This window comes from Parageobacillus thermoglucosidasius (assembly GCF_001295365.1).
In the GTDB taxonomy this organism is placed as follows: domain Bacteria; phylum Bacillota; class Bacilli; order Bacillales; family Anoxybacillaceae; genus Parageobacillus; species Parageobacillus thermoglucosidasius.
In genome coordinates this window covers 2255434-2282061 of the sequence record NZ_CP012712.1, presented here as the reverse complement: position 1 = coordinate 2282061, position 26628 = coordinate 2255434, and the positions used below count along the sequence as shown (strand labels likewise).

General features: G+C 44.3%; 19 protein-coding genes and 1 pseudogene. 5 read left to right on the top strand and 15 right to left on the bottom strand.

Annotation, left to right across the window (positions count from 1 at the left end):
- Window positions 1-47 precede the first annotated feature (47 nt).
- The 4 genes and pseudogenes from urtA to AOT13_RS11220 all read right to left on the bottom strand — a co-directional run bounded on the left by urtA (window position 48) and on the right by AOT13_RS11220 (window position 5801).
- Window positions 48-1287, bottom strand: a pseudogene (gene urtA / locus AOT13_RS11235) (urea ABC transporter substrate-binding protein).
- Between the two features lie 545 nt (window positions 1288-1832).
- Window positions 1833-3182: a GntP family permease gene (locus AOT13_RS11230; RefSeq protein ID WP_003251032.1), complete on the bottom strand. Its 1350-nt coding sequence runs from the start codon at window positions 3180-3182 to the stop codon at window positions 1833-1835.
- A gap of 39 nt (window positions 3183-3221) precedes the next feature.
- Window positions 3222-4769 (bottom strand): gluconokinase, encoded by a 1548-nt coding sequence (gene gntK, locus AOT13_RS11225; protein WP_003251035.1) that lies wholly within the window; start codon window positions 4767-4769, stop codon window positions 3222-3224.
- 15 nt (window positions 4770-4784) lie between these two features.
- Window positions 4785-5801, bottom strand: coding sequence for a LacI family DNA-binding transcriptional regulator (locus AOT13_RS11220; RefSeq protein ID WP_003251038.1), 1017 nt, complete (start codon window positions 5799-5801; stop codon window positions 4785-4787).
- A 240-nt stretch (window positions 5802-6041) separates the two neighbouring features.
- On the opposite strand from AOT13_RS11220, the gene AOT13_RS11215 reads away from it, so the two are divergent.
- Window positions 6042-7688: an alkaline phosphatase gene (locus tag AOT13_RS11215; RefSeq protein ID WP_003251040.1), complete on the top strand. Its 1647-nt coding sequence runs from the start codon at window positions 6042-6044 to the stop codon at window positions 7686-7688.
- 54 nt (window positions 7689-7742) lie between these two features.
- Here AOT13_RS11215 and AOT13_RS11210 read toward each other — a convergent pair whose 3' ends face one another.
- Entirely contained in the window at window positions 7743-8666 is a 924-nt protein-coding gene (locus AOT13_RS11210; RefSeq protein ID WP_003251042.1) for an AEC family transporter, read from the bottom strand.
- 13 nt (window positions 8667-8679) lie between these two features.
- The gene (locus tag AOT13_RS21060; protein ID WP_269464970.1) at window positions 8680-8853 is read right to left on the bottom strand and encodes a hypothetical protein; all 174 of its coding nucleotides are present in this window, start codon (window positions 8851-8853) and stop codon (window positions 8680-8682) included.
- An 845-nt stretch (window positions 8854-9698) separates the two neighbouring features.
- Between AOT13_RS21060 and AOT13_RS11205 the strand changes: the two genes are divergently transcribed.
- Genes AOT13_RS11205 through AOT13_RS11195 form a run of 3 tightly spaced genes read left to right on the top strand, consistent with a single transcriptional unit; the run spans window position 9699 to window position 12382 of the window.
- A complete protein-coding gene (locus tag AOT13_RS11205) occupies window positions 9699-10754 on the top strand; it encodes an energy-coupling factor ABC transporter permease (protein ID WP_003251044.1) in 1056 nt (351 codons plus the stop codon).
- Window positions 10755-10813: 59 nt separating this feature from the next.
- On the top strand, window positions 10814-11623 hold the full coding sequence (cbiQ, locus tag AOT13_RS11200) for a cobalt ECF transporter T component CbiQ (RefSeq protein WP_003251047.1): 810 nt from the start codon (window positions 10814-10816) through the stop codon (window positions 11621-11623).
- Entirely contained in the window at window positions 11624-12382 is a 759-nt protein-coding gene (locus AOT13_RS11195; RefSeq protein WP_003251049.1) for an energy-coupling factor ABC transporter ATP-binding protein, read from the top strand.
- A gap of 212 nt (window positions 12383-12594) precedes the next feature.
- Here the strand turns inward: AOT13_RS11195 and AOT13_RS11190 are convergent, their stop codons facing one another.
- The 5 genes from AOT13_RS11190 to AOT13_RS11170 form a co-directional block, all read right to left on the bottom strand.
- On the bottom strand, window positions 12595-12891 hold the full coding sequence (locus AOT13_RS11190; RefSeq protein ID WP_042385695.1) for a hypothetical protein: 297 nt from the start codon (window positions 12889-12891) through the stop codon (window positions 12595-12597).
- Between the two features lie 118 nt (window positions 12892-13009).
- Entirely contained in the window at window positions 13010-14176 is a 1167-nt protein-coding gene (locus AOT13_RS11185) for a mannitol-1-phosphate 5-dehydrogenase (RefSeq protein WP_003251052.1), read from the bottom strand.
- Between the two features lie 2 nt (window positions 14177-14178).
- On the bottom strand, window positions 14179-14616 hold the full coding sequence (locus AOT13_RS11180) for a PTS mannitol transporter subunit IIA (protein ID WP_013401025.1): 438 nt from the start codon (window positions 14614-14616) through the stop codon (window positions 14179-14181).
- 20 nt (window positions 14617-14636) lie between these two features.
- The gene (locus AOT13_RS11175; protein WP_041270221.1) at window positions 14637-16712 is read right to left on the bottom strand and encodes a BglG family transcription antiterminator; all 2076 of its coding nucleotides are present in this window, start codon (window positions 16710-16712) and stop codon (window positions 14637-14639) included.
- A gap of 182 nt (window positions 16713-16894) precedes the next feature.
- Window positions 16895-18316, bottom strand: coding sequence for a PTS mannitol transporter subunit IIBC (locus tag AOT13_RS11170; protein ID WP_013877069.1), 1422 nt, complete (start codon window positions 18314-18316; stop codon window positions 16895-16897).
- 432 nt (window positions 18317-18748) lie between these two features.
- Between AOT13_RS11170 and AOT13_RS11165 the strand changes: the two genes are divergently transcribed.
- Window positions 18749-20299 (top strand): IS1182 family transposase, encoded by a 1551-nt coding sequence (locus AOT13_RS11165; RefSeq protein WP_013399800.1) that lies wholly within the window; start codon window positions 18749-18751, stop codon window positions 20297-20299.
- A 151-nt stretch (window positions 20300-20450) separates the two neighbouring features.
- Here AOT13_RS11165 and AOT13_RS11160 read toward each other — a convergent pair whose 3' ends face one another.
- The 4 genes from AOT13_RS11160 to AOT13_RS11145 all read right to left on the bottom strand — a co-directional run bounded on the left by AOT13_RS11160 (window position 20451) and on the right by AOT13_RS11145 (window position 26525).
- A complete protein-coding gene (locus AOT13_RS11160; protein ID WP_003251057.1) occupies window positions 20451-21911 on the bottom strand; it encodes a CoA-acylating methylmalonate-semialdehyde dehydrogenase in 1461 nt (486 codons plus the stop codon).
- A gap of 27 nt (window positions 21912-21938) precedes the next feature.
- The gene (locus tag AOT13_RS11155; RefSeq protein ID WP_013877070.1) at window positions 21939-23375 is read right to left on the bottom strand and encodes a GntP family permease; all 1437 of its coding nucleotides are present in this window, start codon (window positions 23373-23375) and stop codon (window positions 21939-21941) included.
- A gap of 39 nt (window positions 23376-23414) precedes the next feature.
- Window positions 23415-24614: an iron-containing alcohol dehydrogenase gene (locus AOT13_RS11150; RefSeq protein WP_013877071.1), complete on the bottom strand. Its 1200-nt coding sequence runs from the start codon at window positions 24612-24614 to the stop codon at window positions 23415-23417.
- Between the two features lie 177 nt (window positions 24615-24791).
- Window positions 24792-26525 (bottom strand): sigma-54-dependent Fis family transcriptional regulator, encoded by a 1734-nt coding sequence (locus AOT13_RS11145; RefSeq protein ID WP_013877072.1) that lies wholly within the window; start codon window positions 26523-26525, stop codon window positions 24792-24794.
- Between the last annotated feature and the right edge of the window lie 103 nt (window positions 26526-26628).

Genomic DNA, 26628 nt, shown 5'->3' with positions numbered 1-26628 from the left:
GAAATGGAAAGGAGCCGAAACTCCTTTCCACAGCAGCTGTGTTTCATTTAATTTAAATTTTTCGCCCATGGATAACTTTTTAAGTAAGGATCCGGCTTGACCGCCTTTCCGGAATTCCATAGTTCTTTAAACTGTCCATTTGCCTGGATCTCTCCTATTCTTACAATCTTCCATGTGTGCTGCGTTTCTCCATCGATTTTTACCGTTCCGCCAGGCGCTTTATACTCAATGCCATCCGCCGCTTTTTTCACCTTATCGACATCAAAAGAACCTGCTTTTTTCACTGCTTCCGCCCATAAATGGACGGCGAAATACGCTGCTTCAATCGGATCATCGGTGACTCGCTCTTTCCCGTATTTCTTTTTATATTTTTCAACAAACGCTTTATTTTCCGGCGTATCCGTTGACTGGAAATAATTCCATACGGCAAGATGGCCAGCCAGCACATCACCGCCAATTCCGCGGATTTCTTCTTCCGCGATGCTGACAGACATCACCGTTACATCTTTTGCGGTAATCCCAGCGTCTTTTAACTGCTTAAAGAAAGCGACATTGCTGTCTCCGTTTAATGTGTTAAAGACAACATCCGGCTTTACTTCTTTTATTTTGTTAATAATCGTGCTATAATCCGTATGGCCAAGCGGTGTGTACTCTTCGCCGACCAATTGTCCGCCTTCCGCCTTTAATTGGGCTTTAATGATTTTGTTGGCTGTGCGCGGAAACACATAATCCGAGCCAAGCAAGAAAAATCTCTTTCCCCTATTTTCTAGCAGCCAGCTTACCGCCGGAACGATTTGCTGATTGGTTGTCGCACCTGTATAAAAAATATTTGGTGAAGACTCCATCCCTTCGTACTGCACAGGATACCAAAGCAGCCCATTATTTTGCTCAACGACAGGAAGCATTGCTTTTCGGCTTGCCGATGTCCATCCGCCAAAAATCGCCGCCACTTTGTCTTTCTGCAGCAGTTTTTTCGCCTTTTCTGCAAATGTCGGCCAGTCTGAAGCTCCATCCTCGATCACCGGCTCAATTTTTTTCCCCAGCAACCCCCCCGGATTTATTAATCTCTTCAATGGCCATCAGCTCCGCATCACGTAACGATACTTCGCTGATTGCCATCGTGCCGCTCAGCGAATGAAGAATCCCTACCTTGACCGTGTCACCTGTTTCCGATGCGCTTGTTTCTTTTGGCTTTTCTTTCACCTCATCGACTGCCGACGATGCAGCACATCCGCTTAACACAAACACAAACGCATATAAAAGCAATGCCACCCATTTTAATTTCATCATGTCAACACTCCTTACAAAAAAAATTAGAAAGACATATTGCCGCACACTTCATTGCTGCCTGTTTTAGCGAAATTCTCCATGATTATGAGGGGATTTCCCTCCTTTCTTTCTGTTTATGTTATTTTATATTACATAATATGTAATATTTATATACAAATATTATACATATCCCCTCTCTATAAGCAAGTAAAAAATCAAAAAATATAATATATTTCGAATTATTTTGTTATAAATCCTTACATAAAACAAAAACAGAAACTCTTTTCCAGTATGATGGATTGCACCGGGGATTCTGCATGCAAGCGCAGATCCGTCTATGGAAAAAGCGGAAAGACTGCGGAAGGATTAGGAAGTGGATATATAACTTAAGCGATGTTTAACCATGAACGCAATCATGCTTTATCTGTTTGATTGGTTTATAAATTCGCGCGGTATCGGTGACGCGCAGGTAAATAAACAGCATGGATGATTCGCACAGAGATACCATCATCACCAAAAAACGTCAGGACTTGTCAAAACAAGCGCCTGACGTTTTTCATATCTTAAACGACTAAGTCCAGCAACGCAATCAGCGCAAAGGCGACGACGGAAATAATCGTCTCCATTGCAGTCCATGTCATCAACGTCTCTTTGACGGTCATGCCGAAATATTCTTTGATCATCCAGAAGCCGGAGTCGTTGACGTGCGATAAAATGAGTGAGCCTGCTCCTGTCGCTAATACGAGCAATTCAGCGTTCGTGCCAGGCATGCTGGCGGCAATTGGAGCGACAATGCCAGCCGCCGTCATCATCGATACTGTTGCAGAACCTGTCGCAATCCGAATGAGTGCGGCAATTCCCCAACCTAACAGCAGCGGAGACATATGTGAATGTTTGGCCAAGTCGGCGATTTGCTCACCAATGCCAGAATCAAGCAGCACCTTATTGAACGCTCCGCCGGCGCCAATGACAAGCAAAATATTGGCGACAGGACCAAGGCAGTCATTGGCAAATTTTAATACTTTATCGCGATTGAATCCGCGCGCATAGCCAAGGCTGAAGAACGAATAAATCGTCGCGATCAGCAGCGCGATGACCGGGTCTCCGATAAAGCGCAACACCTTCGCTGCTTCCGACGCTTGATCTAGCGCGACATTGGCAATGGAAGCAATCAGCATTAAAATGACCGGAAGCAAAATCGTAAATAACGTGTTGCCAAAGCCAGGAAGGTCTTTCTTTTCTTTATGTTGCACGAGCTGCTCGGCGATTTCACCGGGAACTTCTTTATGCATGCGCGATCCGATCCATTTTCCAAACAACGGGCCGGCGATAATCGCTGTCGGCAGCCCGACAATAAGCGAATAAAGAATCGTTGTTCCGACATCGGCTTTAAAAATGCCGACGGCAGCCATCGCTGCCGGATGCGGCGGAACAAGTCCATGCACGACCGACAATCCGGCAACAAGCGGAATGCCAATCGTCACAAGCGAAATCCCCGTTTCCATTGCAATCGTAAACACAAGCGGAATTAATAGCACGAATCCTACTTGGAAAAATACAGGAATCCCTACTAAAAATGCGACGACCATCATCGCCCAATGGACGCGTTTTTGGCCGAAACGGTCAATCAATGTTTTCGCAATGCGTTCAGCGCCTCCGGACTCTGCCATCATTTTCCCAAGCATTGTTCCCAGCGCCAAGACGATCGCCAAAAAGCCAAGTGTATTGCCAAGACCTGCTTTTATCGAATCAATAATTCCCGGCGTTTCTGGCGATGGTGCGAGCAGCGGCATGCCCATTGCCAGCCCGACGCCAACGGATGTCAAAATCAAAGCGACAAACGGATGCATTTTCGCCACTGTGATGAGCAGCAATAACACAACAATCGCGGCAATAACAATCGCGATCCCCATTTTCCTTGCCCCCTCTGTTATTTCAGTAACTAAACCGATTTAGTGAACATCCTTCCGTTGAAACGAAGCGATAACGTCAAATTCATCTTTTAAGCGATCATATAACCGTGTATACATATCAAATAATTCGGAATAAATAAGCGTGTTTTTCTCATTTGGCACATGGCGTGATAAAATATGAATCCACGTTTTCACCGTATCAAGCGATGGAATATCACCAAGCGCATACAATGCCAACGCCGCAGCGCCTAGCGCCGACGCCTCATGCGTTTCCGGCACTAACAGCTCTTTTCCCATCATATCGGCAAGCATTTGCCGCCAAAACGGAGATTTCGCAAAACCGCCTGATACGCGGATTTCCGACAGCGGCCCCGTGACATCGCGAATCGCCAAAGCGACGGAAAAGACACTCATACACACCCCTTCCATCACCGCTCGAATAAAATGTTCCCTCTTATGATGGAGGCTGATGCCGAAAAATGTCCCTCTTGCGTTCGCGTTCCAGTACGGCGCACGCTCTCCTGACAAAAACGGAAGAAACAGCAATCCTTCTGAACCTGCCGGAACTCTTTCAGCGTACTTTGTCAGCAACTCATACGGATCAATGCCGAGCCTTTTCGCCACTTCGCGCTCCTGGCTGCCAAATTCGTCACGAAGCCACCGCAACAAAATACCGCCATTGTTCGTCGGCCCGCCAACGACCCAATGATTTGGCGAAAGCGCATAACAAAACGTCCGCCCTTTTTCATCTGTTTTTTGTACGGGGGAAATCGTCCGCACCGCGCCGCTTGTTCCAATCGTAACCGCCGCCTCCCCAGGCAAAACCGCCCCGACGCCGACATTGGCGAGCACCCCGTCACTAGCTCCGACCACGACAGGAACGTCCGGATCTAAGCCCATTTGCTCCGCCCATTCTTTCTTCATCCCCCGCAATATGTGCGTCGTTGGCACCAAACTCGATAGCTGCGCTCTTGTTATTCCGAGAAGTTCAAGAACGTCCGCGTCCCAATCAAGCGTATCTAAGCGAAACAGTCCCGTTGCCGAAGCGATCGAATAGTCGACAACATATTGGCCATATAATTGATGCAGCACATATTCTTTCATCGATACAAATTTATGCGCCTGACGGAATAAATCAGGCTGTTCCTCTTTCAGCCAAAGCAATTTCGGAAGCGGGGACATCGGATGAATCGGGGTCCCAGTCCGTTTGTAAATGCCCATGCCATCCCATTCATCCAACAGCCGCTCCGCTTGTCCGACGCTGCGGTTATCGGCCCAAATGATGCAGCGGGTTAGCGGGCGCCCTGATGCATCAAGCGCCATTAAAGAATGCATCGCCGCGCTGAAGCCGATCGCCTTCACTTGGCTAGCAGCAATATTCAACTTAGAGATGACAGCGTCTACAGTTTTAACAACAGCTGCGAAAATCTCCTCCGGATCTTGCTCCGCCCAGCCTGGATGTTGTTGTATCATTGGATAATCAATCGCGTGGGAGGCAAGCGGCCTTCCCTGTTCGCCAAACGCCACCGCTTTTGTGCTCGTCGTTCCGATATCGACACCAATCACAATTAGCTGTTTTGCTTTCATGTCTGCTCCCTCTTTCTATGATGTTTTTTCTTTTGCCGACCCTCGTTCGATAAACGTAGGCGAAAAGCGAAAAACTTGCGGTTGATGCTCGCTTTTTTTTGCGATTTGCAGAAACAGCCGTTCTGCCGCTTTTTTTCCCATGGCAAATGTCGGCTGCGCGATCGTCGTCAACGTCGGAGTATAAACATGGGCAAACGGCACATCGTCAATGCTGATGATTGCCAGTTCGTCCGGAATTTTTATATGATTTCCTTTAACAAAATACAAAACTTCCATCAATGTTAAGTCATTGATCGCAAACAACGCTTCCGGCAAGCGGCCAGAGGCAAACAACCTCGTCAATTCTTTTTGGATACGCGGGATCTCCGTTGTAATAAAATAATCGTCAACGACTGGAAGCCCCTTTTTCGCCAACGCTTGCCGAAATCCTTCAATACGCTCCATCCTCGGAATGATATGGGAAACAGGAGGTGGAGCGACAACTCCGATGCGTTCGTAACCACGCTCAGCGAAATATTCGACCGCCAAAGCAGCCGCCTTTTGATTATCAAGCAGAACCGCATCCGCTTTGACCCCCGGAACCATCCGATCGACGAACACAAGCGGAAACCGTTCTTCGGTCATTTTTTGATATACATCAGCATTTTTTCCTGTTGGAAAAATAATCAAACCATCGACCTGTTTTGCCCGCAGCATTTCAATATATTTCTTTTCTTTCTCCGGGTCGTCATCGGAATTAGAGACGATGACATGGAAACCGCGCTCTTGGCATGCTTCCTCAATCGCATGCAACACTTGCGTTGTCAGCATGTGCAAAAGGTTGAAGACAATCACTCCGATTGTCATCGTTGTTTTCTGTTTTAAGCTGCGGGCGATAATATTCGGTTGATACCCTAACTCTTCAATCGCCCGGGCAATTCGTTTTCTCGTTTCCTCGCTCATATATTCATAACGTTTATTTAAATATTGCGACACCGTGCTTTTCGAAACATTCGCCAACTTCGCGACGTCAGCCATCGTAACTTTTTTCAAAGGGATCCCTCTTTCATCACTAAATCGATTTAGTATTTACAAACGTTTTCATAAACCGGTTTAGTAAAATTATAAAACAAAATGAAAGCGTTTAACAATCATTTTTATTAAAAAATTCATTCTTTCAAAAAATCAACATATTTCACAAAATATTTATCTTGCCGCAAAACGTTGTTAATAAATCGATTTTATGATCATGATATAAATAAATCTAATTAACGGATGAAGGAGGATGCAAAATTGAAAAATATTGGCCGAAAAATTATCAGTTTTGCATTAATCGGCTCTCTCACCGCTGGATCTTTTGCTTTCGCGGCACGCGAAGAAGCAAAGGAAAAGCAAAAATCCAAACCAATCAAAAACGTCATCATGATGGTAATGGATGGAACAAGCGCGGGAGCGACGACATTGGCAAGATGGTATAAAGGAGCGCCGCTCGCTTTAGATGAAATGGCAAGCGGCGCTGTCCGGACGTACTCTGCCGAATCAGCAATCACAGACTCTGCCCCGGCCGCCACCGCGATGGCAACAGGATTTAAATCCAACGACAAGTATATCGGCATTCTCCCAAGTGTTGTGAATTCTCCGGGCGTATCCCCCATTTCGAAGGAACACGCGATGAAACCGGTCGCAAATGTGCTCGAAGGCGCCGAATTGATGGGAAAAGCAACGGGAATTATCGCAACATCGGCTATTCAGCATGCCACACCGGCAGGCTTCTCCGCCCATGTCAAGCACCGCAACTTGTTTCCTGATATCGCTGAACAACAAGTGTATCAAGATATCGAAGTCGTCTTAGGCGGCGGAAAAGAAGCGCTACTTCCAGGCAGCGGAACAAACAACCGAAAAGATAACGAAAATATGCTTGAAGTCATTAAGAAAAAAGGATACGATGTCGTGGAAACGCGAGACGATCTGCTCCGTTCCACATCTGATAAAATTTGGGGCGTGTTTGCCGATGACGCACTTGCCCAAGACATGAACCGCCCGTATACAAGACCTAATGAACCAACGCTGGCGGAAATGACAAAAAAAGCGATCGAAACACTTTCAAAAGATAAAGACGGATTTTTCTTATTTGTGGAAGGCAGCCAGCCGGATTGGGCAGCCCATGCCAATGATCCTGTCGGGATTATCAGTGAAGTGCTGGCCTTTGACAAAGCGGTGGCAGAAGCGCTTTCCTTTGCGAAAAAACGCAACGACACGCTCGTCATTGCCGTATCCGACCATGGCAACAGCGGCATTACGATCGGCAACCGCAACACCGATCAGTCGTACCCTGAAACCCCTGTTTCCGCATATGTTGATCCGCTGAAAAAAGCAAGAATGACGCTAGAAGGGGCTATGAGCCAATTAAAAGCGGATAAATCCAATTTAGAAGAAGTGGCCCGTTTATACGGATTAGACTCATTAACCGCCGATGAGAAGAAAAAATTAAACGAATCCAATAATCTCCGCAAAACATTGACAGAATTGCTGGCCGCGCGCGCGAATCTTGGGTTTACCACCGGCGGACATACGGGGGAAGATGTCTTTCTCTACACTTATGGCCCGAACCGGCCAATCGGCACATTTGAAAATACGGATTTAGCCCACATCATGGCAAAAGCGATGGGTTTTCAATTAAGCGATTTAAATAAACGGTTATTTGTCAACGCGAAAGAAAACTTTGCGGCGATAGGAGCGACCGTAACGATCGATGACACAGATGCACAAAATCCTAAGTTGATCGTGAAAAAAGGAAAGACGGTGGCTGAGTTCCCTGCGAACAAAAACATTATGATCGCCGGAAACAAAACGTATGAATTAGAAGGGCTTGTTGTTAACAGCGCAGAACAATTTTGGGTTCCAAAACAAGCGGTTAAACTTTTTAAACAAATTCAATAGAACAAACGGCGCGAACTCTCTAGTTCGCGCCGTTTGTTGCATTCACAAAAATGGTTAGAATAAAATTTTCGAGAGATAGACAATCATCGTCACGGTCACTGAGCTAAACAGCGTCGACATCAATACCGCTTGAGCGGCATAATCCGGATGGTGGCCATACTCCCATGCGTAAAGCGCCGTGTTTCTCGAGCAAGGATACGAGCTTGCGATGAACAGCGCTTGCGCGATCACCCCATCAAGATGCAATCCAAAAATAATCATCGCAGCAACTGCCGGCGCAAGAAGAAGGCGCCCGAAAACACTAAGAAACAATAGCGGCGGGAACCGCTTGAAATCGATATAGGCCACTTGCGCTCCCAGCGTCAGCAAGGCAACTGCCAAAAACGCATTGGCGACATTTTGCACAGGATTCCAAATAAACGGCGGAATCGGAATGTGCAGCGCCCGAAAAAGCAATCCAAACAAAAGCGCATAAATAATTGGGTTTTTCCAAAATTCCGCCGTCACTTTTCCTTTCTTTCCACCCGCAGATAAAAAATTCCACAGACCATATGTATTAGTAAGGAAATTTTGGAAAATCGTTACGATGATTTGAATCGACAGCCCAAGCGGCTGTTGATGAAATACAAGCTGGCTTACCGGAATGCCAAAATTGCCGGAATTGTTGAGAACAATCGTATTTTGAAACGTAGCAGATAGGCTCCTATCAAGCTTTAGCAGTTTTGCCATCACCGCACTGATGACGATTAACGTCCCATTTTGCGCCAGCAAAAACCCCAGCACTTTCACCAATACATTCGCATCAATGTTACTTTCGTAAATATTGACAAATCCAACGGCAGGCAATAGCGCATATACGTTTAATTTGGATAATGTGTTCATATCGAAACGAAAAATGTGATGCAACAGCGCGCCAAGACCAACAAGCAAAAATACCGGCAACATGACATGAAGCAGAATGAGGATAAAAACATCCAAGCTGTCTTCCTCCTTATCGTTTTAGCTTGTACATTCTCTCCGGCCTTCCAACAGAGCCGTACAAAATGTCCGCCGTCACTTGAGAAATGGAAACGAGATACTCTAAATATCTCCTTGATGTCGTCCGGCTCGCGCCAATGGGTTTTCCTACTTCTTCCGCGGTAATGCCATCTCGATATTGCTTCATCACTGCTGCCAGCACTTTTCCCCAATGTCAATCGGCAAATTCCTTTTGGCTACTCCCCTTCGTGTCGCTAAAGCTACGTTGCCGATCGCTTTCCCCTTGTCCAATCAATTCTTTCATCCATTCATGCATTTTAAACAATATTCATTATATTCTACCAATATTTCATGAAAACGGGCAAGCATAATCGGCATGGATATGTAATCAAACACTCCGCCACACATTGCTTTGTTTTAATGTATCCATTTTACAGCCATAATCGTAAAAATGATCGCGAATCCGTTAAAAAATTGCATTCCATTCATAAGCAGCATCCAATCAGGTTGCAGCACTTTCATCGGTTCTTTTTCCTTCCTGTTGCAATTTTAATTCTTTTTAAGGTACTCGGATTATCTGGTGGAATACAATTTAGCTTTAGCACCTTCAACTATTGTTTTATTCCACTGTTTCTTCGTGTTCATTTTATTAAGAGGCGCGTATACAAAATACGGAAAAACACGAGGTGTTAGCTGTGCCTTAATGACTTGCCGAAGAACAACACGAGTTAACTAGTAAAACACCATCCCGCTCTGTTTCAAAGCCAGAAACCGGCGGGTTAGCTCGGATCCCGGCGATCCAATGCAGAGTGAGAAAAGATTGGATGGCAAACGATTGTTATTGTCGAACAAAGACAAATCGACAAATCGCGTCCAGCAAAGCTGGATGTTGCTGCTCAGTGAAAGTCCTGTAACATAGTAACATAATATTCACTTGACCGTTTTTGCTAAGCCGTGATACGCTCGATTTAAGAATTTATTTTTTATTTTGGAAGCGGATTCTAAAGATACTATTACAAGGGGTGAAACATGATGCACATGGCTGATGCCCTGATTTCACCAGCTGTTGGCGGAACCATGCTGGCAACCACTGCTGGAGTCGCGGCTTATTCCATCAAAAAACTCCAGAATGAGATGGATGAAAAGAAAATTCCTTTAATGGGAGTGATGGGAGCGTTTGTTTTTGCGGCACAGATGATTAATTTTTCAATACCAGGCACTGGTTCAAGCGGGCACCTCGGAGGCGGAATGCTGCTTGCAATATTATTGGGTCCTTATGCGGGATTTTTAACGATGGCTTCGATTTTGTTGATACAGGCATTGTTCTTTGGTGACGGCGGATTGCTTGCTTACGGTTGCAACGTATTTAATCTTGGTTTTTATACGTGTTTTATAGCATATCCTTTCATATATAAGTGGTTTACACGTAAAGGGGTTACTTCCAAAAGGATTTTTGCCGGTTCAATGGTTTCAGCGCTTGTTGCTCTCCAACTGGGTGCTTTTAGCGTTGTCCTTGAAACTCTTTTATCAGGAAAAACCGAATTGCCTTTTGGAAAATTCGTATTGTTGATGCAACCGATACATCTTGCGATCGGGATAGTGGAAGGGCTGGTCACCGCAGCAATCATTACTTTCGTATGGAGAACAAGACCTGAAATTTTGAAAAAAGCAGCGAACGGAGAAGCCCTTGGCAATATATCCATGAAGAAAGTATTGACAGGCCTTTCCATCGCCGTAGTTGTGGTTGGCGGTCTATTTTCTTGGTGTGCATCCGCCAATCCTGACGGACTGGAATGGTCTATCGAAAAAACAACAGGTTCGGCAGAATTGAAAGCTCCTGACGGCATTCATAAAACACTCTCTGAAATTCAAAGCAAAACAGCATTATTACCTGATTATGATTTTAAAACAAGCGGACATGAAAATAAAGAAAAAACAGCTGCACAAGCTGAAAATGCATGGCCCGCTGTCAGTGCCGGGACAAGCGTTTCGGGTATAGTAGGCGGAGCATTGACTCTTGCATTGGCCGTATTTACAGGGTGGATCATCATGTTGATTAAACGGAAAAAAATAAAAACTACCGCTTGATTATTTTTATGGTGGGGTCCTTATTAATTATTAAAATATATAAATAGGAATGGATTTAAATGTCGAACATGATAAATTCATTGTCCAATATGAGGCTTCTGGATGACCTGGCGCGAAAAAAGACTTTTATACACAGAATCCATCCGCTAATAAAGCTGTTAACCACAGTCGCTTATTTGACTGTGGTTGTATCATTTGAAAGACATGAAATAAGCGGCCTTTTGCCTTTTATTTTTTATCCCATACTGATTTTTGCTTTGGCAGAGATACCAGTTGCGCCAATTCTAAAAATGATATTGTTTATTGAACCTTTAATTATCGGAATTGGAATATTAAATCCATTGTTTGATCATTCTAAAATATTGCTTGGTGGAATTGCCATTTCAAAAGGATGGGTCACTTTTTTATCCATTTTTATAAAATGCAGTTTAACAGTGACAGCCAGCATTCTACTCATTGCAACCACAGGTATGGACCGGTTGGCCGCAGCTTTGCGGATGCTCAAAATCCCTAAAATTTTTGTCCTACAGCTTCTTTTAACATACCGATATATATCGGTGCTGATCGAAGAGGTTTCCAGGATGATGAGGGCGTATTCCCTGAGGGCGCCAGGACAAAAGGGAATAAAATGGAGCGTCTGGGGTTCTTTTGCCGGACAATTATTGCTCAGGACTTTTGAAAGAGCAGAACGGGTATATCAAGCAATGAGCTTAAGAGGCTTTACAGGAGAGTATCATACTGGGGAGATTGCAAAACTAAGTTTTAAAGATCTTGCCTATTTTGCCGCATGGAGCCTGTTTTTTGTGATTGCAAGAATTTACGACATACCTGTATTGCTAGGGTCATTGTTTACAGGAGTGATGCGATAGATGAGCCATCATAAAATTGAAGTGAGGAACCTGCATTTTTCGTATCCGGATGGACATGAAGCAATTAAAAATATGTCTTTTTCCATTTATCATGGTGAATCTGTAGGAATCATTGGAGCAAATGGTGCTGGGAAGTCTACGCTGCTGATGCTGTTGATGGGAGTTCTTTTTCCGGATAGCGGAGAAGTGCTGGTAGGAGATGTTCGTGTAACCAAAAAGACATTACCGTTGATACGCCAAAGATTGGGAATGGTTTTTCAGGACCCTGACGATCAATTGTTCATGACTACTGTTTATGATGACGTTGCCTTTGGACCACGGAATTACAAGCTGGAAGAGGAAGACGTGGAGAGACGGGTGATGCAGGCATTGGAGATGGTTGGAATACCTCATTTGAAAGACCGGGCTCCTTATAAACTATCAGGCGGAGAAAAGCGGTCTGCCGCAATTGCCTCCGTTTTGTCAATGCAACCTGATGTATTGATAATGGATGAGCCAACTTCAGGCCTGGACCCAAAATCAAGACGGAGAGTAATTGAGTTGTTAAAAAGTTTTGAACATACAAAGATAATTACCAGCCACGATTTGGACATGGTATTTGAAACCTGTGAAAGGATTATTGTGATAAAAAAAGGGGAAATAGCTGTAGATGGAAGTACAGAGGAAATTTTATCGAATGCAGAATTGCTGAATAGCTGTGGTTTGGAATTACCTCTTTCCCTTCAAAATTGCCCTGTTTGCGGAACTGCAAAAGGATGATTCGGCTAGGCAAAGAAGCCTATTGAATTTTACCAGTTTTTAAAAAAAGAGGCTGTCGCAAACTAGTATTATCCCCTTATAGTAGACAGAAAAAAGCAAAAGCTGATACTGTTTACTATAGAGGGGATTTTTTTCACGGGAAAAAGAAAAAATATCATGGATTCAAGAGCCGCTCTTCTCAGCGGAGTGGCAAGTATGCCGAGAAGCGGGTATTACAAATGGTGAAAGACGCAGAAAAATCCAAGTGTGAGAAAAAGCATATTTTCCTTTCGATCAATATAAGCTGCTCCCGAAATCCGCCGCTCATCCACCGAAGACAGTGGATCAGCTTGCGATACGACAGCTTGGTGAGCGTTTGGATTAATCGTTCCTATTTTTCGATGGCTTCCGCCTCTAATAAGCGGTATCGGGTGGACATTCCCCGCTTTGCTTGCGAATCGCCAAGACTGCTGCGAAGTGCCGTGCTGCCGAAGCATGATTGGAGCATCCGCTGCTCCATTGGAAATCATGATCGTGTCCACCCCTTGGAAGTTTTTTGGCCGCTGTATGGATTTCCAAGGTGGTGGACCTTTTTATGTGCATTGATGCATTCATGATGCGTTTGGCAATACGTTTTGTTTTGCCGTGCTACATATTAACGTTTTCCCTGCTTAATCCGGAGAACTGATTTTTGATAGCAATTACAAGAGGATGCTCTTTTTCTAATTGTGCATATTGGAATAGCGCCTCTTCTACCCCGGATTTTTGAATAGTTTGTTGTAAGGCGACGGCTTCCTTGTCATTCTCATAATCAAACAGCAATAACGCAGCAATTCCTTTGACCAAACCGCGCGGTATTTGTCCAAATAAATCATAATATTGCACGGCTGGTCCGATCAGGCGATCATTCGCCCCAAGTTTGCGGATTGGAGAACGGGCAACCCGGACTACTTCATCGGAAATGGAAGGATTCATAAAGCGTTGAATGATTTTTTGAATATAGGATTCATGTTCGCTCTCATTCCATCCATATTTCTTTACCAGCACCGCGCCAGATTCATGAAGCGCTTTTTCCACATCTGAGCGTATCTCTTCATCCTTCATTGCTTCTTGTATCGTTTGTATTTTTTTGTAGTATCCTAAATAGCTGGCTATTGCATGCCCTGTATTTACGGTAAAAAGCTTACGCTCAATATAAGGCTGTAAATCATCGACAAAATGAGCTCCTTGAATGGACGGAATACTGCCGATGATATTCCGTTTCTCGATCACCCACTCAAAAAACGGCTCAACTACCACAGTGAGAGGATCGGCGTGTTTTTGATTCGGAACGATACGGTCTACCGCACAATTCAAAAAACCGTAGTACTTTTCAAACAACGGTTTATCTGCTTCAGAAATCATGGCAAAGACATGGCTCTTTAACACATCACTTCCACCAATCATATTTTCACAAGCAATAATATGAAGCGGTGCTTGATTTACCGTCAACCTTTTTTGCAGCCCCTCAGCAAGAATTGCGGCAATTGCCGGCAAAACATGCGGTCCAACCGCCGTTGTCACAAGATGAGCTTTTGTGATATAATCGATGACTTTTTCGCGTTCCGTTTGGCTATTGAGAGCGGAAACGTTGCGGATCGGCTGTTCTTGTTCAGTTTCATCGGCCACGATCACACGATATGCTTGTTTTTCTTTTAATAACCGGACTACTTCATCATTAATATCTACAAACACCACTTCATAGCCCGACTGAGAAAGCAAACTTCCGATAAATCCTCTTCCAATATTCCCTGCTCCGAAATGAACCGCTAACATCATTAATTCACCTCGCTGAGAAGGCGCAGAATTTCTTCTTCTGTCGCCGCTTTAATCATTGTCTCTACATGTTCCTCTTCCGAACAAACAATGGCGATTTTCGAAAGAATCTCCAAATGCTCATTATTTTTTCCTGCGATTCCAATCAATAGTTTTGCGATATTGCCATCCCCGAAATCCACCCCATCAGGAATTTGGACAATTGAAATACCAGAATGTTTAACAAATTGTTTCGCATCCTCAGTGCCGTGCGGAATAGCGACAAAATTCCCCATATATGTGGATGTTAACGCTTCCCGTTCAAACATTTTGTCAATATAAGCATCTTCCACATAACCATGATCGACCAAAATTTGTCCCGCTAAACGAATAGCTTCCGTTTTATTTTCCACTTGTGCGCGCAATACAATATTTTCTTTCTGTAAAATTGGCATTGACATATCATTCACTCCTTACGTTGTTAAAGATAGTTATGAAAAAACTTTTCTAAATGATAACTCAAAAACGAATGCACCTGTTCGCGATCCCCTTTGGAGAACAATGCTACACTATCTTCATCCTTAATGACTAACGAGCTGATATGGCTTAATACAGAAAGCATTTCTTGACTAGCGGAATCAGGCGCCAACAGCAGCAAAACAGTATTCGCCTCCACCGGCTGATCGTGCATTCCTTTGACCGTTTGGCATTCCGCTAACCTATAAATGGTGAAAGATGGAAAAAGCACCGCAGGGCTTCGCGTATGGTACAAAACAAACGGCGTTTCCGGTATTCCCAATCCTCCTAATTTTTCTCTCCGCAACAATTCTGCAAGCACTTTCTCAGAATCGCAAATGACTCCTTTTTGCCATAGCTGATGGCACGCTTCCGCTAAAACTTCTTTCATGGAACGGCTATTTACTTGTTGTAACATAAACCCATCTAAAATCCGGAAAATCGTTTCGCTCGCTTTTTGGATAGAAGCCATTTTCTTGATCACATCATAAGATTTTTCGGATGTGCCATCTACGTCCTCCTTGCTGGAAACCGCGTTTCTGTTTTTTAAAAACTGTTTAATCGACATTACCTCTTCTTCCTGCAACATCGGGCTGACAACAAAATATGGTTGTGCCAAGCCATCGATTGGGACGGTCGAAACAATCAAATCGTATCGCGTTGCATCCTTGTTTCTCAATTCAAAAACAGAAATCTGTTCCATGTGTGCAATATCCGGAATTTCTTTTTTTAATCTTGTTGCCAATATTTTTGCCGTCCCGATCCCGCTTGAGCAGATCACTAATGCCCGCAATCCTTTCTTTTTCCTTAATAGCGCCGCCGCAAAATGGAGAACTAAATAACCAATTTCTTCCTGTGGAACGCTTACATCCGGAAAAACTTGTTTCGCACCTTTTTCTAATACCGCAAAAAGCTCCGGATAATCTTGCATAATTTTTCCTAAAAGCGGATTGGCGATCCCCATGTTATGCTGGATGCGATAAAGCGCTGGTTTTAAATGGATAACTAAATCTTCATATAACGTATAATCGTTTGTGATATCTACATGCAGTTCAGCGCTGACAAACCGAATTAGCTCTTGCGCTTTAATACCTACTTCAAAACTTGCTTCCTCCAGCATATAACCTTGGCGGTCGCGAAGTTTCGCACCCATTAAATGCATCGTAATATAACCGATTTCCTCTTTTGGAATCGTGATGCGGAAAGCCCGTTCTAACGACCGCGCAATTTTTTCTGCGGTTTTGTACTCTTTTGTTGGCTGAATGGTTTCTAAATACCGCTGTTCAAAATTAATCGATTCCCCTTGGCTAATCCGCTCTATTGCTAAAGCAAGGTGGACCACCAGCGCAATATACGAACTGTCGGCAAACGTAAAAGGAAGCTCTTCCTTGATCTGTTCAATTTGTTGTTCAATGATGGCTAATTTTTTCTTATCAACTAGCCCGAGAAGTTTTTCTGTAACCGTATTCAATGTATCGCTCGATTTTTTCTGGATGGATTCTTTCATTAACGAAAGAAACTCATGCTCATCCACATGACGAAATAATAGTTCACTCATCATTCTCCGCTTTGCAGATTCAGAGCCGGTAATTTCTACCCCATATCCTCTTCTTCGGATTAAGGAAAGTTCATATTTTTCGATCATTTGATCGATTTTATCTAAATCATGACTAATGGTTGCGACAGTAACATTGAGGTCGTTTGCCAGTGATAAAAGCTTGACGGGTTCCGTTGCTTCCAGCAAAGCAATGAGAATGATCACTTGGCGTTCCTCTGGTGTATATTCCTTATGGGATAAATGAAATAGATGGAGCGCCAGCTCTTTTTTCTTTTCTGCTTCCCCAATAACGCGAATGCCGACCCCCGCTTTTTTGACAAGCCGCAGATGATAATCATTTAAAATCTGCTCAAGCCCTTTCAAATCCCGGTGAATGGTACGGTTGCTGACGTCAAGTTGCTGGGCAAGTTCTCCCACCGTCGTTCCTTCGTCATTAGACAACAGAATATCTAGTATTTTTCGCTCTCGCGCGGATATATACATCGCCCCTTCACTCCCCCGTCTTGCGCAACCATTGGTGACATGATTTAAATAATAAATAGCTTGTTCAATAAACATTTTAGGCCCTTATCCTTTTTGTTACAACAAATAGATATTGCTTTTTCGTCACCTTTATTGTTGCCATCTTTTAATAAAAATACATGTTAAAAAAGGTAAGCAAACGCTTACCTTTTATTCTTTAACATTTCAATGAGCTCGTCATATTTCGGGCTGTTCAAGAAATTTTCCACTGATATATGGAAAGCATTTGGCAACTTTTCTTTGGCGCGATCCGTTAAATTTTGATGGGTGACGACGATATCTGCATCTGGCGGAAGCTGGTTAATTGCTGTATTTGTTACTTCAATGTCTAATCCAGCCTTTTGCACTTTATTCCGCAAAATAGATGCTCCCATCGCACTCGAACCCATTCCTGCATCACAAGCAAATACAATCTTTTTGACCTTCGCTGGGATTGCTTCTTCTTCTTTTTTCAACACAGTAACAACATCGCTCTTTTTGCCTTTTAATTGTTGCATCTTTTCAGCTGCTTTTGTTATATCTTCTTCATTATTCTTCGCCGACTTTAAGAAAATCGATGCAACAAAGAATGACACTGCTGCAGCGACAAATACCCCTGACAATACTCCAAGATAGTTTCCTTTTGGCGTCATTGCCAATAAGGCAAAAATACTTCCCGGAGAAGGAACCGCGACAAGCCCGGCATGGAAAATGGTAAATGTGAGTACACCACTCACTCCGCCAGCCATTGCAGCTAAAATTAAAATCGGTTTCATTAAAATATATGGGAAGTAAATTTCGTGAATCCCGCCTAAAAAATGAATGATTGCCGCTCCCGGTGCGGATTGTTTTGCCGTTCCTTTGCCAAACAGCCAATATGCTAACAAGATGCCAAGGCCCGGACCAGGATTTGTTTCAAGCAGGAATAAAATCGATTTTCCTGTTTTCGCCGCTTGTTCAATGCCAAGCGGGCTTAAAATTCCATGGTTAATTGCGTTATTGAGGAATAACACTTTTGCCGGCTCAATAAAAATATTTGCCAATGGCAATAAGTGCCAATCAATAATTTTTCCAACACCTGCTGCTAACGTTTTGCTAATTGCCGAAACAACTGGTCCAATTCCTTTGAAGGCAACTAATGTCAACAGTCCGCCGATGATCCCAGCGGAAAAGTTATTGACTAGCATTTCAAAGCCTTGTTTTACTTTTCCTTCCATCAGCTTGTCAAACTTCTTGATGAGGTAACCACCGAGTGGTCCTACAATCATTGCTCCAAGAAACATCGGAATATCCGAACCGACAATGACCCCCATTGTCGCTGTGGCACCGACAACGCCGCCGCGAACATCGTAAACCATTTTGCCGCCCGTATAACCAATTAACAGTGGCAATAAATACGTAATCATCGGACTGACAAGTTTCGCAAACGCTTCATTTGGCAGCCAGCCTTTCGGGATAAATAGCGCCGTAATAATTCCCCAAGCAATAAATGCCCCTATATTCGGCATAATCATTCCGCTTAAATAGCCACCAAAACGCTGAATCTTCACGCGAAAGCCAGACTGGTTTTCTGCTGTAGAAGTCATATTGCACTTCCTCCTTTTCTTAAGATTCACCTTTATATTAAAACGCTTACATCATGCATTCAATGAAAAGTAAATATCATTTTGTCCGTGATATTATTGTCATTTTTTAATAATTGTCGTTCTAATCCGACATTTTTAAACAACTAACTCCATTTGTCTATTCGGCAAATATCTAATAAAAAAGGCAATGTACATGCACCGATGGAATTGCGAAAACAGTCCAAGAAGCGTCAAGAGTATTCAAGCAAGTTGACATAGATTTGCAATATTCCCCCGCTTGCATGCTGCTGCGCAACAAAAAAGAGGATGTCCCAAAAGTGTTCGCATAGCGTTCGCTTTTGGGGCACTTTTTTGGGCAAAAAAAGAAGAAAACCGTTCCTTTTTTGGTATAATAGAGTCACCACAACCCTACCAAGAAAGGACGGTTTTCTTATGTACATTTATTATAACCGAGATCAACTCATTTTGCCAATGGATCTTGAAATTCTCATTCCCAAACATCATCTTTGCCGGATCGTGGATCTAGCCGTGGAAAAAATGGATCCAGCTCTGCTCGTTTCCCTCTATCCCGGCGGAGGCCGCCCAGCCTATCATCCGAAAATGATGTTGAAAGTCATCCTGTATGCCTACGCCAATCGGATCTATTCCTCTCGCCAAATCGCCAAGCAATTGAAAGAAAACATTTATTTTATGTGGCTATCCGGCCATCAAACACCGGATTTCCGCACCATCAACCGATTTCGGTCGGAACGGATGAAGGACATCATTTACGAAACGTTTTTCTCCATTGTCGATCTTCTGCGTCAAGAAGGGTTGGTCAAACTAGAGGATTACTTTCTGGATGGAACGAAAATCGAGGCCAGCGCCAACAAGTACACGTTCGTTTGGCGCAAATCAACGGAAAAGTACGATCAGAAGTTGGAGGAGAAATTCCGGAAAATCGTAGCCTCGATCGAACAGGTGGTAAAAGAGGATGAAGAGTCGGAACAAGAAGGAGATTTTCAAGAAAAGCTGGAAGCTTCACCGATCACGTCTGAAAAGATCGAAGCCGTGATCGAACAAGTGGAAGAACATCTAAAGAAAGAGCCGAAGAATCGCACGTTAAAGAAAGCAAAACAGCAATTGGAACAAGACATTCTCCCCCGTAAGAAAAAATATGAAGAATACAAAAAAGTGTTAGGCGAACGAAACAGTTTTTCGAAAACGGACCCCGATGCGACGTTTATGCGGATGAAAGACGACCATATGAAAAACGGCCAGCTCAAACCGGGATATAATGTGCAGATAGGGACAGAGAACCAATTCATCACTGGATTTAGCGTGCATCAACGGGCGGGGGATGCCGGATGCTTCATTCCACATTTGGAGCAATTGGCCGCCTATGGGCGTCCCATGCCTAAACGAGCGATTGCGGATTCCGCCTATGGGAGTGAGGAGAACTACACGTACTGCGAGAAAAAGCAGATCGTCGCGCTGATCAAGTACAACACATTGGACCGGGAACAAACGAAAGCGTGGGCGAAAGAGATCGGCCGAATCGAGAACATGACGTACGATGAGGAATTGGATGAGTGGATTTGCGCGAAAGGGGAACGGCTGGTGTTTGTGTATAAACGGAAGGAAACGACCGACAACGGGTACGTCATCGTCAAACGGACGTATCGTTGTACAGCATGTGCCGGATGCCCGTTTCAAGCAGCATGTGCCAAAGGCAAAGACACGAAAACCATCCGCGTTTCCTTGAAAAATCAACAACAACGGCAAGAAATCCGGAAACGGCTGTCCACGGAAGAAGGGGCGACGACATATCGAAGACGGCAAATCGAAAACGAGCCGGTGTTTGGGCAAATCAAGCATAATCAGCAATTTCATCGGTTTTCATTGAGAGGCCTCCCAAAAATTACCTTGGAGTGGGGTCTAGTTTGTGCTGCCCACAATTTGAGAAAGTGGGCCACAACGACCGACCCAACAAGGAAAAAATAGGATAAAATTCGGAAATAAGGAGAAATTCCTGCCTCAAAAAAGGAATAAATAACCAAATGGTAAGAAAAAGAAACAGAGGCTACTCTCAAAAGGTCGTCTAAACCGACCTTTTGAGACAGCCTCTTTCTGCCTAACTATTATCATTACGGCTTCAGTATCTTGCTGTCACCATTTTTTTGCGCGTGTAAAATTCAACGCCGTCACGGCCATTTGCATGAAGGTCTCCATAGAAAGAATTTTTATAACCAGAGAATGGGAAAAACGCCATTGGCGCCGGGACTGCCACATTGACACCGAGCATGCCGGCATCGATTTCTTCACGGAATTGACGGATCGCTTTCGCGCTGTCCGTGTAAATGCATGCGCCGTTGGCAAATTCAGACTTGTTGGCAATTTGAATGGCTTCATCTAAATCTCGAGCCCGAACAACCGACAAGACAGGAGCGAAAATTTCATCTGTCCAAATCGTCATGCCCGGCTTCACATGGTCAAAAATCGTTGGCCCGATAAAGTAGCCTTCTCCGCTTGTAGCAGAATCGCGGCGGCCGTCGCGAACAAGCAGCGCTCCTTCTTTTTCGCCGATTTCGATATATTTAATCGTCCGTTCTTTATGCGACTGGCGAATGACAGGACCTAAAAAGACGTCCTTCTGTAAACCGTTGCCGATTTGTATCTCATCGGCTGCTTTCTTTAAACGTTCCACAAGTTCATCCGCAATATCGCCGACGGCCACTACTACTGCGCATGCCATGCAGCGTTCCCCTGCCGAGCCAAACGCGGCATTAATAATGTTGGTAACGGCATAATCCAAATCAGCATCTGGCATAACAATGGAATGGTTTTTTGCACCTGCCAAAGCTTGCACCCGTTTTCCATGTGCGGCCGCCGTTTTATATACATACTCGGCGACCGGCTGTGAACCGACGAAAGAAACCGCTTTAATATCTTTATGCTCTAAAATTCCATTAACGACATCATGCGCTCCATGAACAATATTTAGGACGCCTGCAGGAAGACCGGCTTCCGTAAATAGTTCAGCTAAACGGTTGGCTAACATCGGCGTGCGTTCAGACGGTTTCAGCACAAACGTATTTCCGCAGGCAATCGCCAAAGGAAACATCCAGCATGGGACCATCATCGGGAAATTAAAAGGCGTAATTCCGGCAACGACGCCAAGCGGATAGCGGTACATGCCTGATTCGATCCCCGTCGCAATGTCTGGAAGCTGCTGCCCCATCATTAAAGTAGGAACTCCCGCAGCAAACTCTACGCATTCGATCCCACGCTGAACTTCACCATATGCTTCATCATAGCTTTTGCCGTTTTCTAATGTAACAAGGCGAGCTAACTCTTCCCAATGCTCAACAAGAAGCTGCTGGTAGCGGAACAAAATGCGGGCGCGGCGCGGTACAGGCACTTTGCTCCATGTTTTAAATGCTTCTTTTGCTGCTGCAACCGCTTGATCTAATTCTTCCCGTGAAGAAATTGGAACATAAGCCAACGCTTCTCCAGTAGCCGGATTAGGAACGAGTTCTACCTTTCCTGAAGAAGATTCTACCCATTGTCCACCTATAAAGTTTTTCAATGTTTGTACAGTAGTCGCTGAAGACATTATTCATTCCTCCTTCAATTTTGTTTGTTAAACAAGTCCGGTTAAACTGTACACAACAATCACAAAGAAACAAGCAATGGTCTTAATGATAGTGATCGCAAAAATATCTCGATAAGACTGCCGGTGAGTCAATCCTGTGACAGCAAGAAGCGTAATTACTGCTCCATTATGCGGAAGGGAATCCATGCCCCCGGAAGCCATCGCCACAACGCGATGCATCACTTCTAGCGGAATATCATAATTGGTTGCCATTTCCACATACTTCTCCCCCATAGCACTAAGAGCAATCCCCATTCCACCAGAAGCAGAACCGGTAATCCCCGCTAAAACGTTCGTCGTTACCGCCCCATTTACCAATGGGTTTGTAAAAGTATGAGAAATCCCTTCACGAACTATACTAAATCCTGGCAACGCTGCAATGACACCGCCAAATCCATACTCTGAACCTGTATTCATGGCAGCCAATAAAGCGCCGCCAATGCTGGCATTTACGCCGTTTTTAAACCCTTGCACGATGCCTTTCCAATTATAAGCAATCGTAGCGACAATACCGATCACCAGCGCCAATTCGACAGACCAGATTCCAACCACTTTAGGAAGTTCCACCGTTCCAAATTCTTTTAAGCCAATCTTGGTAAAATCAAAACCATTAGGATACCATTTTGGAATATTTACCGTAAAAAACTTATTCATCACACCTACTAAAATAAGAGGCAAAAAGGCTAACCATTGACGCGCTTTACTTGTTGTCCCTTCTGATAAATGGTCGGGAAGCGCCTCTGCTTCTGCTGCGGTAGCCATTTCTGAACGTGGATCGTCAAACCCGTAATACCCTTCGCCAGCTGCTTCCGCTTTTTTGCGCCGAGATTCCAAATACAGTATTCCAAGAACGAAGATGAAAATGGAACCGATGATTCCCAACGTTGGGGCAGCATAGATATCCGTTTTAAAAAAAGATGTAGGAATCACGTTTTGAATTTGTGGTGTCCCTGGCAGAGCGTCCATCGTAAACGATAAAGACCCTAAAGCAATCGTTCCTGGAATTAACCGTTTAGGAATATTCGCTTCACGAAAAAGGTTGGCAGCAAAAGGATAAACAGCAAATGCGACAACAAACAGGCTGACCCCACTGTAAGTTAAGATGGCGCACATTAAAACAATAGCTAAAATGGATCGTTTGGCTCCAACTAATTGAATAATAATTTTGGCAATCGATGATGCTACTCCCGACATTTCGACCAATTTTCCAAAAATAGCCCCTAATAAGAAAACAGGAAAATAAAGCTTGATAAAACCAACCATTTTTTCCATAAAAATATTCGAGAAAAACGGCAGCGCGTAGCCGGGCTCCGTAAGAATGACCGCCAGCAATGCACACAGCGGTGCAAAAAGAATAACAGAAAATCCCCTGTAAGCAATTAACATTAACAATGCTAAAGCAAGAATGATAACAAGAAGATCCATCACCTTTTCTCCCCTTCCCCTATTAACCCCTTTCTTTGACTAGATCGATATTGAATGCGTGGAACGAAAATCATAATCATAGCAAAAATGATAGAGTTGCACAATTTCTTCATGGGTTGGAACTCTTGGGTTATTTTCCGGGCTGCCGCTCGCTAGCGCATCAGCTGCCATTTTATCAACAGCCTTGTCAAATTGTTCTTTTTCAATTCCCCATGTTTTCATATTTGGAATATGGAGATCCCGGCAGAGCTGCTTCACTTCCAAAATAAGCGCATCGGCCGCTTCTTCATCGGAGGCGTTCTTTGCTTCCGGCTTGATCAGACGGGCGATCGCCGCCAGTCTTTCTTTCGCGCTCTCTTTTGTAAATTCCAGCACTCCCGGCAGCAGCATCGCGTTCGACACGCCGTGCGGAACATGAAAGAGTGCACCGATCGGCCGTGACATCCCGTGGACAAGCGTCACTGAGGCATTGGAAAATGCAGCACCTGCCACCATCGCGCCGATTGCCATCTTCTCACGCGCAGCAATATCGTTGCCGTTTTCATACGCTTGGCGCAAATTTCCCATGATCGCTTCGATCGCCGATAGCGCCAACACGTCAGTCACTGGATGGGCGCGCCGCGAAATATAGGCTTCGATCGCATGGCATAACGCATCTATCCCTGTTGCTGCGGTAACCGGCGGCGGGCATGAGACGGTTAACAGCGGATCGACAATCGCCACAGCCGGCAATAATTCCGGCTGGGAAATCATCATTTTGACGTCCGTTTTCGTGTCAATAATAACTGTAACTTTCGTGATCTCGGAACCGGTGCCTGCAGTCGTCGGAACGGCAATGAGCGGAAGCGGTTTGTTCGCAAACGGCTTGGCGTTGCCCACATAGTCGCTAATCGTTCCTTCATTCACCATCATGACTGCTACCGCTTTTGCCGTATCAATACTGCTTCCTCCGCCAATGGCAATGATGACATCACACTGCTCTTGGCGGCAAACTTCGAGCGCTTCCTTAACATGAATATCGGTCGGCTCCGTATCTACCCCTGTATACTTGGCAAATGGAAGCGCTTTTTTTCGTAAATGATCTTCACAACATGCGACATTGCCGAGCTTCTCCATGACTGGATCGCTGATAATCAGCACTTTGTTCCCGAGTAGACGCGCCTGATTCCCGATTTCGTTAAAAGCACCGCGTCCATATAAAATCCGGTTCGGCATGAGAAGTTGATACACTTGTGACATTGTTTCTCCTCCTTTTTTTGATAACGCTTTCAACAGGATAATCATGCAAAAATCATGCCAAACCGGAATCTTCATTGTTTTTCTTATAGTTTAAATATTCAGTTTTTTATCGCTGCAATGATGCCCCGACAACTCCCCGACATATTCCATACATATTTGTACATTATTCCAACGTATTTATAGATTATATTTTTTTAGTTTTTCATAAAGTGTAGACCGATGCATGCCAAGTTTTCTCGCTGCCGCAGCTTTATTTCCCTTTTCCTCAATTAATGCTTGCTTGATTTTTTCACGTTCATAATAATCAACAATGTCCTGCCAATGAGCATCTGTTTGCTCAATGCTGTTTTTTCTTTCTTCCCTTTCATGACTGTTTTTTATAAACAAAGCAGAAGAAAGAATATGGGAAGGTAAGTGCTCCTTTTCGATTTTTTGCCCGTCCACCATTCCAACCAACCATTCCACTACATTGACAAGCTCGCGAATATTTCCCGGCCACGAATAATCCATAAGCGCTTGCATTGCCTCTTTTGTGAATTCTTTTTGTTTTAAACCGAACTGTTCACAAATCCTTTCCATATGATAGGCAAGCAAATAAGGGATGTCCATTTTTCGCTCCCGCAAAGCAGGAATATGAATGCGAATAATATTGAGTCGGTAGAAAAGGTCTTCGCGAAACTGGCCTTTTTGTACCATTTCCTCTAAATTTTTATTCGTAGCGGCGATGATGCGAACATCTAGCTCCATTTCCGCCACGCCACCGACTCGTTCCACTTTTTTCTCTTCTAACACTCGCAGGATTTTTGCTTGCATATATAGCGGCATGTCACCTATTTCGTCTAAAAATAACGTCCCTTTATGGGCAAGCTGGAACTTTCCCGGCTTTCCACCTTTTTTCGCTCCGGTAAACGCTCCCTCTTCGTAGCCAAACAATTCCGCTTCGAGAAGCGATTCAGGAATTGCTGCACAGTTGACGCTGACAAAATTGCCGTCAACGTACGGACTCGATTGGTGAATCGCTTTCGCTAGCACTTCTTTTCCCGTTCCGCTTTCTCCGGTAATTAACACAGTAGATGGCACACGTGCTGCTCTTCTCACCATTTGTTTTATTTCCGCTATCGCTGGGCTGCGACCGACAATGCTATCCAAACCTGAAATTTGTTTTTTTGGAGAAGCCGCACGTTTTATCTGCCTTTCTTTTTGACTCGCTTGACGCGATAGCTCTTGTACTCGCTGAAAAATTTGATACACTTCCGAAACTCCTTGAAAAATAAGCATCCCAATTGCCCCGACCACTTTTCCTTCTCGCCAAATTGGAATGCGATGCACAACCATTGGCTGATCAAAAATTTTTTGAATAAATCCTCTTTCTGGGATACCCGATTCAATACAAATATGCAATCTCGTATTTTCAATGACTTCTGTTACATGTTTTCCGATTGCGTCTTCCCTGCGAATGCCGAGAAACTGACAATATGCCTTATTTATTTCCCGAATAATGCCTTGCGCGTCCACGACAGCGATTCCTTCATATGCCGAATCAAGAACAGTTTTCATCATCTCCACCATGCTATGTGCCTCTTGCAATTCCAGTTTCAGCTGCTGGATCTCGGTGATCAACTCCGAAACGGACGTATCGCTTTTGGACAGAACATCGGCCGGCTGTTCTTCTATATGTTCCACTGCCGTTTCCTGTGCGTTCCATAGAGCCTTTATTGTTGTATCATCATCCCATTTGTCCGCCAACGCTTTTAGTAGCATCTTCCATGTCAACCGACCTATCTCCCGGCGCTGATGGTCGATTACCGGAATTTCGTTTATCTCATAGCAGATAAACAGCTGCACCGCTTCTTTTAACGTCTGATCGGCACGCAACACGATTTCTTCACAGCCATACACGCTGCCGCCCATGCTAAATTCCCTCCTTCATCTTTCTTTTTCATATTTTTCGCTGCGGGCAAGAGAAATCCTTTACATCGGCCTGCCGGCCACAAAAAAAGAAGCAAGCCTCCCG

Bases quoted from the DNA above. Each gene is read 5' to 3' on its own strand.
- AOT13_RS11175 (WP_041270221.1), bottom strand. From the start codon at position 16,712: ATGTATATATCCGCGCGAGAGCGAAAAATACTAGATATTCTGTTGTCT.
- AOT13_RS11205 (WP_003251044.1), top strand. From the start codon at position 9,699: ATGCACATGGCTGATGCCCTGATTTCACCAGCTGTTGGCGGAACCATG.
- AOT13_RS11170 (WP_013877069.1), bottom strand. From the start codon at position 18,316: ATGACTTCTACAGCAGAAAACCAGTCTGGCTTTCGCGTGAAGATTCAG.
- gntK (WP_003251035.1), bottom strand. From the start codon at position 4,769: ATGAAAGCAAAACAGCTAATTGTGATTGGTGTCGATATCGGAACGACG.
- AOT13_RS11165 (WP_013399800.1), top strand. From the start codon at position 18,749: ATGTACATTTATTATAACCGAGATCAACTCATTTTGCCAATGGATCTT.
- AOT13_RS11230 (WP_003251032.1), bottom strand. From the start codon at position 3,182: ATGGGGATCGCGATTGTTATTGCCGCGATTGTTGTGTTATTGCTGCTC.
- AOT13_RS11185 (WP_003251052.1), bottom strand. From the start codon at position 14,176: ATGTTAGCGGTTCATTTCGGAGCAGGGAATATTGGAAGAGGATTTATC.
- AOT13_RS11145 (WP_013877072.1), bottom strand. From the start codon at position 26,525: ATGGGCGGCAGCGTGTATGGCTGTGAAGAAATCGTGTTGCGTGCCGAT.
- AOT13_RS11190 (WP_042385695.1), bottom strand. From the start codon at position 12,891: ATGATTTCCAATGGAGCAGCGGATGCTCCAATCATGCTTCGGCAGCAC.
- AOT13_RS11160 (WP_003251057.1), bottom strand. From the start codon at position 21,911: ATGTCTTCAGCGACTACTGTACAAACATTGAAAAACTTTATAGGTGGA.
- AOT13_RS11195 (WP_003251049.1), top strand. From the start codon at position 11,624: ATGAGCCATCATAAAATTGAAGTGAGGAACCTGCATTTTTCGTATCCG.
- AOT13_RS21060 (WP_269464970.1), bottom strand. From the start codon at position 8,853: ATGAAGCAATATCGAGATGGCATTACCGCGGAAGAAGTAGGAAAACCC.
- cbiQ (WP_003251047.1), top strand. From the start codon at position 10,814: ATGTCGAACATGATAAATTCATTGTCCAATATGAGGCTTCTGGATGAC.
- AOT13_RS11155 (WP_013877070.1), bottom strand. From the start codon at position 23,375: ATGGATCTTCTTGTTATCATTCTTGCTTTAGCATTGTTAATGTTAATT.
- AOT13_RS11180 (WP_013401025.1), bottom strand. From the start codon at position 14,616: ATGTCAATGCCAATTTTACAGAAAGAAAATATTGTATTGCGCGCACAA.
- AOT13_RS11150 (WP_013877071.1), bottom strand. From the start codon at position 24,614: ATGTCACAAGTGTATCAACTTCTCATGCCGAACCGGATTTTATATGGA.